A 14,017-nucleotide genomic window follows, 5' to 3' on the forward strand; every position below is an offset into this window, starting at 1 on the left:
GTTCAGTCTCCCGGGGCCGCGTCGAGGTGGGTGGGGGCGAACATGCGGAGCAGTGCGGGGAGGACCACGACGCTCGGACCGGGGGTGGCCAGGGCTGCGGTGAGGTCGCGTTCCACGTCGGCCGGGCTGGTGAGTGTCGCCGGAACGCCGAAGGACTCCGCGAGGCGGACGAAGTCCGGGCGGGCGAGCTCGGTGGCGGTGGCCTCGCCGAAGGCGCCGGTCATGTACTCGCGCAGGATGCCGTAGCCGCCGTCGTCGACGATCAACCAGGTGACGTTCAGGGCGAGTTGGCGGGCGGTGGCCAGCTCGGCGATCGAGTACATCGCCCCGCCGTCCCCTGAGACGGCGAGCACGGGGCGGCCCTCGGAGGCCACCGCCGCCCCGAGCGCCGCGGGGAATCCGTAGCCGAGGCCGCCGGCGCCCTGGGCGGAGTGCATGGTGTTCGGTTCGCGTGCGTCGAAGGCGGACCAGGCCCAGTAGCCGAGGATCGTCATGTCGAAGAAGACCGGGGCGTCGTCGGGCAGGGCGCGGCGCAGCGAGGCCAGCAGCTCTCGTTCCGCTTCCAGCCCCTGCTCGTCGAGCCGGGCCTGAACCCGCTTGAGGAGGCCGGCCGCCGCCTCCTCGGCGCGGCCGTCCGGTTCCCTGGCCGGGATGGAGTTGTGCAGCGCGGCCAAGGCGAGCCGGGCGTCGGCGTGGATGCCGAAGGCGGGGTGGTTGGACTCCAGCTTGCCCTGGTCCGCCTCGATCTGGACCAGGCGGCCGCGCGGGGCGAACGTGTGGTAGTTGCTGGAGAGTTCGCCGAGCCCGGAGCCGACCACCAGCAGGACGTCGGCCTCTTCGAGCAGGTCGGTGGTGTGCCGGTCCTCCATCCAGGACTGGAGGGAGAGCGGGTGTTCCCAGGGGAAGGCGCCCTTGGCGCCGTAGGTGGAGGCCACCGGGGCGCGCAGCAGCTCGGCGAGCTGGAGCAGTTCGCTGGTCGCGCCCGAGCGGACCACTCCGCCGCCCGCAAGGATGACGGGCCGGTCGGCCTGCGCCAGGAGCAGGGCCGCCTCGGCGATCAGCTCGGGCCTGGGGGCCAGGGCGCGGGGCTGGGCGCGCAGGCCGGTCACCCGGGGCACGGTGGTGGGGGCGAGCAGTACGTCCTGGGGGATCTCGACCCACACCGGGCCGTACGGGGCGGTGAGCGCGGACTCCCAGGCGGCGGCGAGGGCGGAGGGGATCTGCGAGGCGGTGCGCGCGGTGTGTACGGACTTCACCACATCGCGGAAGCTGGCCTGCTGGTCGGTGAGTTCGTGCAGGTAGCCGCGGCGGCGGCCGCCGAGCCCGGCCGAGGGGATCTGGCTGGAGACGGCCAGTACCGGGACGGAGGCCGCGGCCGCCTCCTGGAGGGCGGCGAGCGAGGTGAGGGCGCCCGGCCCGGTGGACAGGAACAGCGGAGCGACGGTTTCCGCGGTGCGGGCGTAGCCGTCGGCGGCGAAGCCGGCGTTGTTCTCGACGCGCAGGCCGACGTAGCGCAGCGGGGAGCGGCGCAGCGCGTCGAAGAGGCCCAGGGCGTGCTGGCCGGGGAGGCCGAAGACGCAGTCGGCGCCGAGGGTGGAGAGGGATTCGACGACGAGGTCGCCGCCGTTGCGGACGTGGCTCACTGGACGCCCTCCGCGGGGGTCGTGGGGATCTGGCCAGGCGTTTCGGTACTCATCGGGGTCTCTCAGTTGGCGTGGTCGGGGGCGATGCGCTCGACGAGGCGGAGCAGGGCGGCCCAGGCGAGGTCGTACGCCTGGTCGTCCTGGAGGTCGCTGCCGTGCTGGTCTCCGGAGAGTTGGCGGGCGGTCAGTTCGCAGACCACGGGGGCGGGGATCAGGAGCGGGGCGCCGCCCGCCATGGCCGTGGTCTGGATCTGGCAGGCGTTCTCCAGGTAGTGCATGCGCAGGAACGCCTGGGCCGGGCTCACCCCGACGGTCAGCAGGCCGTGGTTGCGCAGGATCATCGCGGGGTGCTCCCCCAGGTCGGCGACCAGGCGCTGCTGCTCGTCGAGGTTGAGGGCGACGCCTTCGTAGTCGTGGTAGCCCAGCCGGTTGTGGAACTCCATCGACATCTGGTTGAGCATCAGCAGCCCGCCCTCCTGGGCGGCGACGGCGCAGCCCGCGCGGGTGTGCGTGTGCAGGACGCAGTGGGCGTCCTCGCGGGCGCTGTGGATCGCGCTGTGGATGACGAAGCCGGCGGGGTTCACGGGGTGGGGGCTCGGCTCGACCGCCCTGCCGGACAGGTCGATCTTCACCAGGTTGGAGGCGGTGATCTCCTCGAAGAGCAGACCGTAGGGGTTGATGAGGAAGTGCTGTTCGGGGCCGGGGATCCGCGCCGAGATGTGGGTGAAGATCAGATCCGTCATCCTGAAGTGCGCGACCAGGCGGTAGACGGCGGCGAGTTCGCGGCGCAGCTCGAGTTCGGTGGTGTTCACGGGTGGTCCGTCCGGTCGGTCCGGTCAGGGTCGGGAAGCCACGGAGACCGCGTCCGTGGCGGTGGGTTCGTCGGCGGGTGTTGCGTCCTGACCGGCCAGTCGGCGGCGCCACTGTTCCAGGATCCCGGCGTCCGTGGGCCGGGTGGCGAGGCTGACCACCAGGTAGGCGGCCAGGCTGACGGCGAGGCCGTAGTAGATGGGCTCGTTGGCCAGGACACCGTTGGTGATCATCAGAGTGATCACGGTGAGCCCGCCCGTGGTCATCGCTGCCAGCGCGCCCTGGAGGTTGCCGCGCCGCCAGAGCAGCCCGCCCAGGATGGGCACCAGGAGGCCGCCGACCAGCATGTTGTAGGCGACGGTCAGCGCGGCGATGACGTCGTCCAGCAGGCAGGCGACGACGATCGAGACGACGCCCAGGACCACGATCGTCACGCGGTTGGAGCGGACCTCGTCGTGGTCGTCGGCCCGTGTGCGGGCCGGGCGTCCGCCGAGGACGCGCAGCCGCGCCCAGATGTCGTTGTTGGCCACCGTCGCCGAGGCGATCAGGGCGCCGCTGGCGGTGGACATCATCGCGGACAGCGCCGCCGCGAGGACCAGGCCCTTGACGCCGGTCGGCAGGACGCCCTTGACGATGGTCGCGAAGGCGCTGTCCGCGCTCTCCAGCGTCGGGTAGAGAGCCTTGGTGGCCATGCCGATGACCGCTCCGGCCAGCGCGTAGACCAGGCAGTACACGCCGGCCACGGTGCCGCCGTAGGAGGCGACCTTGTCGGTGCGGGCGGTGAAGACGCGCTGCCAGATGTCCTGGCCGATCAGCATGCCGAAGGTGTAGATCAGCACGAAGGTGAAGATGGTCTCCCCGCCGATGGAGGTGAAGGAGAAGAAGTCGTCCGGCAGTTCCTCCTTCATCTGCGCGAAGCCGCCCGCCTTGACCACCGCGATGGGCAGGAGCAGCACCAGCAGGCCGATGCTCTTCACCACGAACTGGACCATGTCGGTGAGGGTGATGGACCACATGCCGCCCATGGCCGAGTAGCCGACGACGATGGAACCGCCGATCACCACAGCCGCCCAGCGCGGCACGTCGAACAGGACGTCGAAGACGGTGGCGTAGGCGATGGTCGAGGTGACGACCAGCATCAGGGTGTAGATCCACATCACCAGCCCGGAGATGATGCTCGCCGCGTCGCCGTAGCGCAGCGAGAGCATCTCGGCGACGGTGTAGACCTTGAGCCGGGCGATGCGGGCGGAGAAGAAGACGCTCAGGGCGAGCAGGCCCAGGCCGATGGCGAAGACCATCCAGGCGCCGGAGAGGCCGTAGGTGTAGCCGAGGCGCACACCGCCGATGGTGGAGGCGCCGCCGAGGACGACGGCCGCCATGGTGCCGGTGTACATCAGGGGGCCGAGACGGCGGCCGGCGACGAGGAAGTCGCTCTTGGACGAGGCGCGTCGCTTGCCCCACCATCCGACTCCGACGATACCGAGCAGGTATCCGATCATCACTGTGTAGTCGACCGTCATGAGGGGTCCTCCGATGGGGTGCGGCCGTGGTGGGGAGGGGCCGCCCGGTGGCTTCCGATATGGGGGGACAGCGACCGCCGACCACGGGGGTGGGTGACGGCGGCGGGGCTGGTAAGGCGGGAATAGGGGTGACGCTATTGCGGTTGCGGACCGCAGAGAAGAGCAGATTTCATCCAATGTGATCGAGCGGAATGGATGAACCATCCAACGGACGGACGGCATGACCACCCCCCACGACCCCGCACCCGGCTCCCCCGCCCTCCCTCTCGCCACCCTGCTCGCCGACCCCGAACTGGGTCTGGAACAGATCGCGGGCCCCGTGGACGACCGGCTGATCGGTACGGCCGGCACGACGGAGGTCGAGAACCCCGCGCCGTACCTGATCGGCGGCGAACTGCTCCTCACGGCCGGAGTGCGCCTCCCGCAGACCGCCGAGGGCATCGACGCCTACGTGCGCGGCGTCGTCGGGGCGGGAGCCGCGGCCCTGGGATTCGGCGTGGCACCGGTGCACGACGAGGTGCCGCCGGATCTGGTCACCGCCTGCGGGCGGCACGGCCTGCCCTTGCTGCGCGTACCGGTCGCCACCCCGTTCGTCGCCATCGGCCGGTCCCTCTACGGGGCGATGGCCGAGGCCAGCACCCGCGACCTGCGGCAGATCTCCCGGGCCCAGTCCGCCCTCGCCTCCGCCGCCGCCCGCCCCGACGCGATGCCCGCCGTACTGCACCAGCTCTCCACCCACCTCGGAGCCTGGACCGTACTGATCGACGCGCACGGCCACGAGCTGTTCAGCGCCGGGACGCGGCCCGACCCGGCCGTCCGGCAGCAGCTGCTCGACCTGGCCGTACGCACCATGGCGCGCTCACGGCTCACCAAGGCGGGCCGCGCCCAGCCGCCGACCGCCGCGGCGGAGCACCACGCGGGCAGCCGGGTCACCGTCCACACGCTCCCCGGCAGGGACGGCACCACGGGGCCGCTCGTCGTCGGCATCGCCGCCACCACGCCGCCCACCGTCGTCCACCGCTCGGTGACCGGCGTCGCCACCGTCCTGCTCTCGCTGCTCACCAGCCCCCGGCACGCCCTCGGCACGGACGCCGCCAGTGCCGGCGCGCTGGTCCGGCTGATGCTCGGCGCCCCGCCCCCCGCCGTCGCCCCCACCCTCCTGCCGGCCGACGCGCCGCCCGGCGGGCGCTGGGTCGTCGTACACGGCCACCGCAGCCGGACGGAAGCCGGCCCGAAGGGCGTCGGCGGAGACCCCGTACAGCTCGCGGCCCTCGGCACCGCCCTGGGCACCTCGTACCTCGACCTGGACGGCGACGGGCTGCGCGCGCTGGTCCCGGGCGGGCGGGCCGTCGCGGCCGACGCCGAGGCGGATGCCGAAGCCGCTGCCGCTGCGGCTGCCCGGCTGGGCTGGACCCTGGGCTTCAGCGCACCGGTGGCCACCACCGACCTGCCCGTCGCCGACACGCAGGCCGAGCGCGCACTGCGGCGCGCCCTCGCCGCCGGCGAGCCCGTCGTCCACCACCGGGCCGAGGAACAGAGCGTCCACGGCATCGTCGGCGCCGCCGACGCGACCGCGCTGGCCCGCGCCCGCTTCGCCCCGCTCGACAGCGCCGCGTCGCCCGGACCCGCGGTCCTGCTGGAGACGCTGCGCACGTGGCTCGCCCTGCACTGCAGCTGGGATCAGACGGCCACCGCACTCCAGATCCACCGCAACACCGTGCGCCACCGCATCGGCCGCGTCGCCGAGCTGCTCGGGACCGACGTCCATGACCCCGACGTCCGGATGGAACTCTGGTTCGCGCTCCACTGGCTGCCCGGCGAACGCCCCGGCGCGGCCGGGGTCTGAGCGTCGTACGTTCGGGCCCTCACGGCCGGTCCGCCCCGGCATGCGAGCGTGGGGGGGCGGCCTGGTCACGGCCACCCCCCACGTCGTACGTCGCCTACCGGCGCCGCCGGATCAGCGCGCCGCGCCGAAGTCCTGCGTCCAGTACTGGCCGGGCTGCGCGAGGCCGATGCCGATCTCCTTGAAGGAGCAGTCAAGGATGTTCCGCTTGTGGCCCGGGCTGTTCATCCAGCCCTCCATGACCTTCTCGGGGGTGCTGTAGCCGTAGGCCACGTTCTCCCCGTACGTCCGCCACACGTACCCGGCGCGCGTGATGCGCTGGCCCGGGTCCGAACCGTCGGAGCCGGTGTGGGACATGTTGCTGTGGGCAGCCATGTCCGCACTGTGGTCCTGCGCGGCCTTCGTGAGCTTGTCGTTGAGCGTGAGCGCCTGGCAGCCGGCGGCGGCGCGCTCCTGGTTCACGAGCGCGAGGACCGCGGCCGCGGCGCCGGAGGGCGCTTCGGAGGCCCCGGGAGCGGCAGGTTCGGCCGTCTGGGCCGGGGGCTGCACCGGCTGCGGCTCCTGCTGCGCGGGCGGCGCCGTCTCGACGGGCTGCTCGGCCACAGGCTGCTCGGCTACGGGCTGCTCTGCCACGGGCTGGGCGACGGGCTGGGCGACGGGCTCCGCAGGTGCCGCCGGAGCGGCGTCGGGGGCCGCGGGGGCGCCGGCCTGGACCGGGGCTTCCACGGGCGACTGCGAGCCCGGGCCGCCGTAGGGGGCTCCGTGCCAGGGGCGGCTGTCGTGCCGGGCCGCGGCGGACCGTACGGGGCCGGTCTCCTGCGTGTCCAGGCACGCCATGGCGGCGGAGGGCACTCCCACGATGGCCAGCGCCCCGACGGCGACGGCTATTTTCCGATGGTGCGTCTTCTTACGGTGCTTCCTCATGCGTGACCTCACTTGGTGATCGCGAAGCTCCCGGCGCCGGACCGCAAGGGCGCCGGAGGAGCCGCCATTCTTAGAAGCGAGGCAGTGGCCTGGCAAGCTGCGGCGGCTGAGGCGCACAAGAGTTCTCGATCAGCGCTTGAATCAGCTCCAAGATCGTGCATGTCCTCGCCGCGCCCACTGCGGTGAGCACCTGACGCAGGACCAAAACCCATCTCCACCAGCCGCATCGGCGAAGGCAAACCAGGAATCGGTGATTCCGTTTCCGGCAGAGAGGGGCATGTCAACGCCAAATTGGCACAAATGCGGAAATGTCGATGACCGACGATCACGGCAGGGATGGCCCGGCCGACGCTCACACCGTGACGCATGTCACGAATCCCGGGGGAACCGAAACGGCCCGCACCCACCTCCGGGTACCCGCGCCACGGCGACCCATTCGTCCCCTCCTGCGCACATCAGGAGGGGACGAACCAGGCCGTCCCGCGGAGGGACCCATCGGCTTCGCAGCAAGACCCCTCGTCCGATCCGGTCCTAGTTGAACGGTTCCAGCGTCATGAAGGCCTCCTGCGGGTTGCCGTCGTGCACCAGCGACTCATGGGCGCCGACGTCGTCGAAGGCGAAGCCGTACGCCCTGCCGTCGGCCATCTGCGAGTGGATGATGCGGGAGTAGTGGTTGGTGACGGCGTCCCGGTAGAAGTTGGCGTTGCCGGCATCGGGCTGGTTGGGATTGGTCAGCAGTGTCGAGCGGTTGAAGGCCGCGCACAGGGTGCGGGAGATCGGGCCGCGGACAAGGTCGTTGGGTGCGTCCAGGAGCTTGTAGCAGCCGAAGATGCTGTCGGAGTCCGGCTTCTGGAAGCTGGTGACCACCGCTCCCGCACCGTTGGTGAAGTTCATGACGTTGCCCGAGACCCGGCCGTAGTACTTGGTGTCCGGCTGGTTCGCGAACGGCGTCACGGTGAGCACGGAGGAGCCGTACCTGCTCCAGACCCGGTTGACGTAGTCGTTCATGACACCGGCCGGGAGTCCGCCCGCCTCGATGCCGTGACCGGGCGAGAGCGCTCGCAGCGGCGTGCCGTCGGGACGGTTCTGGATGATTCCGCCCCAGCCTGCCGTACGCAGCTGGCTGAAGACGGCGTTGTAGCCGCCCGGCTTGAGCCGGCCGGTGTTCGTGACCGCGCCGTTGGCCGCCTTCACGCCCACCGCGTACGGAGCCGAGAACATGTCCACCTGTGTGCTGTTGATCCACAGGCCGGCGTCGTTGAGCGTGTACTCGGACCAGTTGAACAGGATGTCGTGGTTGGGGTCGGACGGATTCTGCACGGCGGGCTGCACCAGGCCGCCGGTGGTGAGCCGGAAGACGAGCTTCTGGCCGATGGAGAAGTAGACGCGGCCGGAGAACTTGGGCATCCGGATCGTCTTGGTCTGCCCGTTGGCCGGACCGGTGATCGAGGCGTCGGGCGCGGGGGTGGGGGGATTGCCTCCCGCGGGCCACGGGTGGAACGCGCCGTTGGCGTCGGCCCAGCCCTGCCGGCCCGTCGAGAGCAGGGTGCCCAGGTTGTAGATGTAGGCCGGCTCGCCGCGTCCCGAGGTGTTCTTGATCGTGAGCGGGATGGTCGTGGGCACGGCGTCCGCGGACGTCGACGGTCCGAGGACCGTAAAGCCGGCGGCGACGACCACCGCCGAGAGCAGGGCTGCCAGTGCCTTCGGTAAGCGGTACATGTCTTCCTCCTTGTGGGGGGCGGATCCCGAGTGCGGTGGATCCCGGTGGCGCGGAGGTGCGGGGCCCGCTCGGCCGGCGTGGGGGTGCCGAGGGGCCTGAGTGAATGCCCTGAAGCCTGAGAGCGCTCTCAGAATCGGGCCGTGTTCATCTTCTGTCAATGAACGTGACGAAGCTCGGAGACATTCGACCGCCCACGAGACGGGTCGGAGTGCGGTGTCCCCGGCTCGCGTTGAGGAGACGAGGGTCGACGGCCGGCCGACGGGGCCCGGGCCGGGCGGGCGCTGCGCCCGCCCGGCCCGGGCCCCAGGTCCCCTACTGGTCGGCGGCGGCGCGCTGGTGCCAGAAGTTCTGGCGGTAGGCGTCGTGGACCGCGGGGTCGTCGTACTTGAGCAGAGCCTCGTCACTGGAGGTGAGGCCGAGGTAGGTGTAGGGGTGGCTGCCCGTGTAGACGAGCTTCTGGTCGCGCGTCCCCTTGTAAGCGCCTTCGATCAGGAGGTACTTGGAGTGCGTGGCGGTGCTGCCCGGGTCGGCGTCGTCCAGTTTGTGCAGGGAGATCCCACCGAACTTGGTGGGCTTGGCCAGCTGGTCCGCGATCGCCGTGCCGGTGTTGTCGAGCCTGCGGTAGACGATGTCGACGTAGCAGCCCGCGTCATCGAGCTCCCACAGCTTCTTCGCGACCTCGATGCGGCTGATCTGGTGCATCGCGATGCGGATCACGGTGCGGCCGTCGGCGGTTCCGTAGCCCGGCGAGTTGCCGTTGCAGGCGGGACTCCCGGCGACCGGGTCGTCCACCGTGTTCAGGATGTTGAGGATCACGTCGGAGCTCGCCCGGGGGAAGAAGTACGCCTTGGCCTTGCCGGCCTGGTATTCCTTGGCGAAGTCGGAAACCTGGAGTGCCGGGTCGGCCTGCGCGGCGGCCAGCGTGGCGAAGTAGCCGGCGTAGGCGTCGTAGAGCTCTTTGTTGTCGGCCACGGTCAGCGCGTCGTTCCAGGCGTTTTCCAGGTCCCAGGTGGTCTGGTTGGCCGAGGTCTGCACGAGGACGTTGTCCACGGGGACGGTGCCGCTGGCGCTCCCGGTGGTGCGGGAGAAGAGGTAGAACTTGTTGTGGTTGACGCCGTAGTAACTGTCCTTCGGGTTCGGGTCCTTGGCCAGGCAGGCCTGGTGTTCGCCGCAGACCCGTACCCACGAGTTCCCCGAGCCCGGCTTCTTCTCGGCGAGGAGGGCGCTGAGTTTCGCGTACGCCGGGCCCCCGGCCCAGTGGGTGGTGCTCTCGTGGTCGAGGAGTACCTCGACGTTCACCCCGCGCTGGTGTGCCGAGCCCAGCCGGCCGACGAGCCAGTCCGACCCGAAGACGAACGCCGAGATCTTGATGTCGGAGCCCGGGACGGCGCCGTCGATCAGCCGGGAGATGTGCGTGAAGATCGCCTTCTGGCCGTCGGGGTCGGTCGGGTCGTTGAAGGTGGCACCCGTCGACACGAGCGGGGCACCCGCCGGTGCCTCGGGCGCCGCCACGGCGGGCGCGGAGGCGGAGGCGCCCACCAGCGCCGCCAGCAGGACGAAGGCGGTCGGCATCCCCGCTTTCGTGATCTTCTGTATGGGTCTCAAGTGACATCCCTCCGGGGCGGCGTCGGCCGCTGCGTTGTCTGACTGGTGACGGGGCCGACCGGACCGCATACCGACTCCACCCGTCGCTCGCGACGCCCAGGGCGCAGAGTGATCGGGCCTGTTGCGGGCCCGGCGGACCGTGATCATTATCCACTGCGGCCCCGGCCGGTTCGCGGCCCGCGCGAGCAGGCGGCAGAGCACGCCGAGGCGTCCAGGGGGCGGAGCCGAACCGCTGCCGGGCTGCCGGGCGGCCCGCCGGACGGATGTCCGGTCGAGGGCGAGGTGAGCCGATGTGGGCCGCGGGGCGCCGCAATGGCCATACACTCGGCCCATGGGTCGCATGAGTTCCTTGAGGCAGTGCCTGCAGCAGGCGGCCTCCTCACTGCGCCCGGCCGTCGTCGATCCGGCCACCGCGGCCGACGTCGAGGCGCCCGAGACCCGCCGCATCGCGCTGCACGGCCACGGCTAGCGATCCACGGCTCCCCTCCCCTGATCGCGGCGGCTCCCGCCTACCGTGCGGCCGCCCCTTCTCCGGGCTGAGCCGCCGCGCCCGGCTCTCGCCGAGCGCTCTCCACCCCTGCTCCACGTCACCACAGCAGCTTCCCGGCACTCCGACCGGCACTGCCGCCCGGCTACGGCCGCACGACCGGGTCGAGCCACCTCGAAGGGATCCTTGTGAAGCTGAGCGAGTTGCTGGCCGGGCAAGAGCACCACGTACTCCGGGGAGACCCGAGCAGGACACGGATCACCGCGGGGGCGACGTTCGACGTGGACCGGGTGACACCGGGCTCGCTGTTCATCGCCGTGCCCGGGCACCGGGAGGGCGGACCCGGCTCCGTCTCGCCGGCGCTGGCCCGTGGAGCCGCGGCCGTCCTCGTCGACGGTACGGAACCGGCCCTCGCGGCATCGGTGTGGCCTCCGGGAGCCTGCGCGGTGCGGGTGCCGGACGCCCGGAAGGCGGCCGCGATCGTGACCTCCCGCTACTTCGGCGAACCGGGGCGCCGGATGGACATGGTGGCGATCACCGGCACCAACGGCAAGACATCGGTCTCGTACATGGTCGAGTCCGCCCTGCGGATCTCCGAGGGCGCGAAGGTGGGCGTCATCGGGACGGCCGGCAGCCGGATCGGCGACGAGGTGATCCCGATGCCGCGATCGGTGCTCACCACCCCGGAGTCGCCGGACCTGCAGTACCTGCTGGGGTTCATGCGCGACCGCGGGACGGGCAGCGTGGTGCTGGAGGCCACCTCCATGGCCCTGCTGACGCACCGCGTGGACCGCACCTTCATCGACGTCGGTGTGTTCACGAACCTGACGCAGGACCATCTGGACGACCACGGAACGATGGCCAACTACCGCGATGCCAAGCTCCGCCTCTTCCAGGGACTGTGCAGGCACGCCGTGGTCAACGCCGACGACCCGCTGGGCGCCCGGATCGCGGCGATGATGCCGGGCGCGGTGACCACGTACGCCCTTGACGGTCCGGCCGACTACCGGGCGACCGACCTCACCGTGAGCGCCTCCGGCACGCGGTTCGTCCTCCACCACGGCGGGCGCGCGTATCCGGCGTCGATCCCGGTCCCGGGCCGGTTCTCGGTGGCCAACGCCCTCGCCACCCTGGCCGCCTGCCACGTCCTGGGCCACGATCTGGGCCGCCTCGTCGCCGCACTCGTCCGGATGCCGCCCGTCCCCGGCCGGTTCGAACGCTTCGAGACCCCGGGCGGCACCTCCGTGATCGTGGACTACGCCCACTCCCCGGACTCCCTGGACAAGGTCCTGGCCACCATCCGCGGCTACGCACGCGGCCGCCTGATCACCGTCTTCGGCTGCGGCGGTGACCGGGACACCACGAAACGGGCCGACATGGGGAGGATCGCCGGGACCCATTCCGACCTGTGCGTCCTCACCTCGGACAACCCGCGAGGCGAGGACCCGCAGGCCATCCTGGACCAGATCGCCCCCGGCCTCACGGCGACCGGCACACCCTTCGAGCGGCTGGCCGACCGCCGCGAGGCGATCGCCTTCGCCCTGTCCGCGGCGGGCCCCGAGGACACCGTCCTGATCGCCGGCAAGGGCAGCGAGCCGCACCAGATCGTCGGCGAGGAGCTGCTTCCGTTCAGCGACATGGCCACCGTGCGGGAACTCGCCTTGGAGCAGGCGGCCGCTCGGTCGCGCACCGCTCAGCCCGCCACCGTGGCCGGTCTGGCTTCGTAGCCGGATCGCGGGAGCGGTGGCGATGCCGGTTGCCGCACGGCCGTCAGCGCCGTACGGCCGGGGCGGCGTGGCTCAGCGGTTGACGAAGGTGAGGCTCGTCGCGTCGTAGCGGGTGCCCGCGACCTGCTCGGACGGGGCGGCGGCCTCGATGGCGGCGAGGTCCTCGGGGGACAGCTCGACGGCCAGGGCCGCGAGGTTCTCCTCCAGGTAGCGCCGGCGCCGGGTGCCGGGGATCGGCACCACGTCGTCGCCCCGGTGCTGCACCCAGGCCAGGGCGAGCTGGCCGGTGGTGACTCCCTTCGCCTCGGCCAGTTCGTTCAGCTTCGCCACGATCGCCAGGTTTCGTTCGAGGTTGCCGTCGGCGAAGCGCGGCTGGCTGCGCCGCACGTCGGTCTCGTCCAGCCCTTCGACCGAGCCGTACCGGCCGGTCAGGAAGCCGCGCCCGAGCGGGGAGAACGGGACGAGGCCGATGCCCAGTTCGCGGCAGACCGGGGCGATCTCCGGTTCCAGGTCGCGGGTCCACAGCGACCACTCGCTCTGCAGCGCGGCGATCGGGTGCACCGCGTGCGCCCGCCGGATGGTGTCCGGGCCGGCCTCGGAGAGCCCGAGGTGGCGGACCTTCCCGGCCCGGACCAACTCGGCCATGGCTCCGACGGTCTCCTCGATCGGCACCTGCGGATCGACCCGGTGCTGGTAGTAGAGGTCGATGTGGTCGACCCCGAGCCGGCGCAGCGAAGCCTCGCACGCCTGCCGCACGTAGGCGGCGTCGCCGCGGACCCGGGTGGGCTCGCCCAGGCGGTTGGCGAAGCCGAACTTCGTTGCCAGCACCACCTCGTCGCGGCGCCCGGCCACGGCGCGTCCGATCAGTTCCTCGTTGTGCCCGGCGCCGTAGAAGTCGGCGGTGTCCAGGAGGGTCACCCCGAGGTCGAGGGCATGGTGCAGCGTCGCTATCGACTGCGCGTCGTCCGAGGCGCCGTAGCCGTGGCTCATGCCCATGCACCCCAGGCCCTGCGCGGAGACCGCCAGGCTGCCCAGGTGCCGGGTGCGGACGTCTGTCATGGTGCTGCCTCCTGAGCTCGGAAATGATCTGATCAGGACGCTAGGTGTTGGAGTGCACTCCATGTCAACTGAGCTGTTCTCCCGGGCGGTCGGCCGAGGGCTGCTCGTCCCTGCGGGAGAAGCGCACCGGCGCAGGACGTGCTGCTTCCCGGTGAGGCCGCGGCCGTGGCGCGCGCCGGGTGCCGGCCTGTTGTTGTCGTACGCGGCACAGTGGGGGCATGAACACGAGCGGCGACAACCTTCTGGCCGGGGCCCGCGTGGCGACCAGGCTTCCCGCCCAGGATCTGGAGCGGGCACGGCGCTTCTATGCCGAGCGGCTTGGTCTGGGGCCCGTCGACGAACGGCCCGGCGGTCTGCTGTACCGGTGCGGGGGCACGGACTTCGTGCTGTTCCGGTCGACGGGAAGCTCGCCCGGCACGTTCACCCAGATGGCCATCGAGGTCGACGACATCGACGCCGTGGTCTCGGAGCTCAAGCGGCGCGGCGTGGTGTTCGAGGACGTCGATGTGCCCGGGCTCAAGACGCGGGACGGGATCGCGGAGATCGACGGGAACTACCCGAGCAAGGGCGCCCGGGGCGAACGTGGCGCCTGGTTCCGGGACAGCGAGGGGAACCTCCTCGGCATCGGCCAGCCGGTCGCCTGAGCGGACCGGCCGTCACGGCTCGGGCCGAGGAGGGC

11 protein-coding genes are annotated in these 14,017 nt (G+C 71.5%); 4 read left to right on the forward strand and 7 right to left on the reverse strand.

What is annotated here, in order from left to right; genetic code table 11:
• Positions 1–2: 2 nt before the first annotated feature.
• The 3 genes from ACZ4TG_RS00855 to ACZ4TG_RS00865 all read right to left on the reverse strand — a co-directional run bounded on the left by ACZ4TG_RS00855 (position 3) and on the right by ACZ4TG_RS00865 (position 3,973).
• The gene (locus ACZ4TG_RS00855) at positions 3–1,643 is read right to left on the reverse strand and encodes a thiamine pyrophosphate-binding protein (RefSeq protein ID WP_468159153.1); all 1,641 of its coding nucleotides are present in this window, start codon (positions 1,641–1,643) and stop codon (positions 3–5) included.
• 62 nt (positions 1,644–1,705) lie between these two features.
• Positions 1,706–2,455, reverse strand: coding sequence for a class II aldolase/adducin family protein (locus ACZ4TG_RS00860; protein WP_468159154.1), 750 nt, complete (start codon positions 2,453–2,455; stop codon positions 1,706–1,708).
• Positions 2,456–2,479: 24 nt separating this feature from the next.
• Entirely contained in the window at positions 2,480–3,973 is a 1,494-nt protein-coding gene (locus ACZ4TG_RS00865) for a sodium:solute symporter family protein (protein ID WP_468159155.1), read from the reverse strand.
• A 220-nt stretch (positions 3,974–4,193) separates the two neighbouring features.
• Here ACZ4TG_RS00865 and ACZ4TG_RS00870 point away from each other — a divergent pair, with 220 nt between their 5' ends.
• Entirely contained in the window at positions 4,194–5,819 is a 1,626-nt protein-coding gene (locus ACZ4TG_RS00870) for a helix-turn-helix domain-containing protein (protein WP_468159156.1), read from the forward strand.
• A 111-nt stretch (positions 5,820–5,930) separates the two neighbouring features.
• Here the strand turns inward: ACZ4TG_RS00870 and ACZ4TG_RS00875 are convergent, their stop codons facing one another.
• The 3 genes from ACZ4TG_RS00875 to ACZ4TG_RS00885 all read right to left on the reverse strand — a co-directional run bounded on the left by ACZ4TG_RS00875 (position 5,931) and on the right by ACZ4TG_RS00885 (position 10,065).
• The gene (locus tag ACZ4TG_RS00875; protein ID WP_468159157.1) at positions 5,931–6,740 is read right to left on the reverse strand and encodes a CAP domain-containing protein; all 810 of its coding nucleotides are present in this window, start codon (positions 6,738–6,740) and stop codon (positions 5,931–5,933) included.
• 531 nt (positions 6,741–7,271) lie between these two features.
• On the reverse strand, positions 7,272–8,459 hold the full coding sequence (locus ACZ4TG_RS00880) for a glycoside hydrolase family 64 protein (RefSeq protein WP_468159158.1): 1,188 nt from the start codon (positions 8,457–8,459) through the stop codon (positions 7,272–7,274).
• 313 nt (positions 8,460–8,772) lie between these two features.
• On the reverse strand, positions 8,773–10,065 hold the full coding sequence (locus tag ACZ4TG_RS00885; protein ID WP_468159159.1) for a phospholipase D-like domain-containing protein: 1,293 nt from the start codon (positions 10,063–10,065) through the stop codon (positions 8,773–8,775).
• Positions 10,066–10,396: 331 nt separating this feature from the next.
• Here ACZ4TG_RS00885 and ACZ4TG_RS00890 point away from each other — a divergent pair, with 331 nt between their 5' ends.
• Positions 10,397–10,534, forward strand: a complete 138-nt coding sequence (locus ACZ4TG_RS00890) for a hypothetical protein (RefSeq protein ID WP_468159160.1) — start codon at positions 10,397–10,399, stop codon at positions 10,532–10,534.
• Between the two features lie 206 nt (positions 10,535–10,740).
• On the forward strand, positions 10,741–12,279 hold the full coding sequence (locus ACZ4TG_RS00895; protein WP_468159161.1) for a UDP-N-acetylmuramoyl-L-alanyl-D-glutamate--2,6-diaminopimelate ligase: 1,539 nt from the start codon (positions 10,741–10,743) through the stop codon (positions 12,277–12,279).
• A 72-nt stretch (positions 12,280–12,351) separates the two neighbouring features.
• Here the strand turns inward: ACZ4TG_RS00895 and ACZ4TG_RS00900 are convergent, their stop codons facing one another.
• On the reverse strand, positions 12,352–13,338 hold the full coding sequence (locus tag ACZ4TG_RS00900; RefSeq protein WP_468159162.1) for an aldo/keto reductase: 987 nt from the start codon (positions 13,336–13,338) through the stop codon (positions 12,352–12,354).
• A gap of 218 nt (positions 13,339–13,556) precedes the next feature.
• Here ACZ4TG_RS00900 and ACZ4TG_RS00905 point away from each other — a divergent pair, with 218 nt between their 5' ends.
• The gene (locus tag ACZ4TG_RS00905) at positions 13,557–13,982 is read left to right on the forward strand and encodes a VOC family protein (RefSeq protein ID WP_468159163.1); all 426 of its coding nucleotides are present in this window, start codon (positions 13,557–13,559) and stop codon (positions 13,980–13,982) included.
• Positions 13,983–14,017 lie beyond the last annotated feature (35 nt).

The organism is Streptomyces sp. NPDC028314 (genome assembly GCF_055565795.1).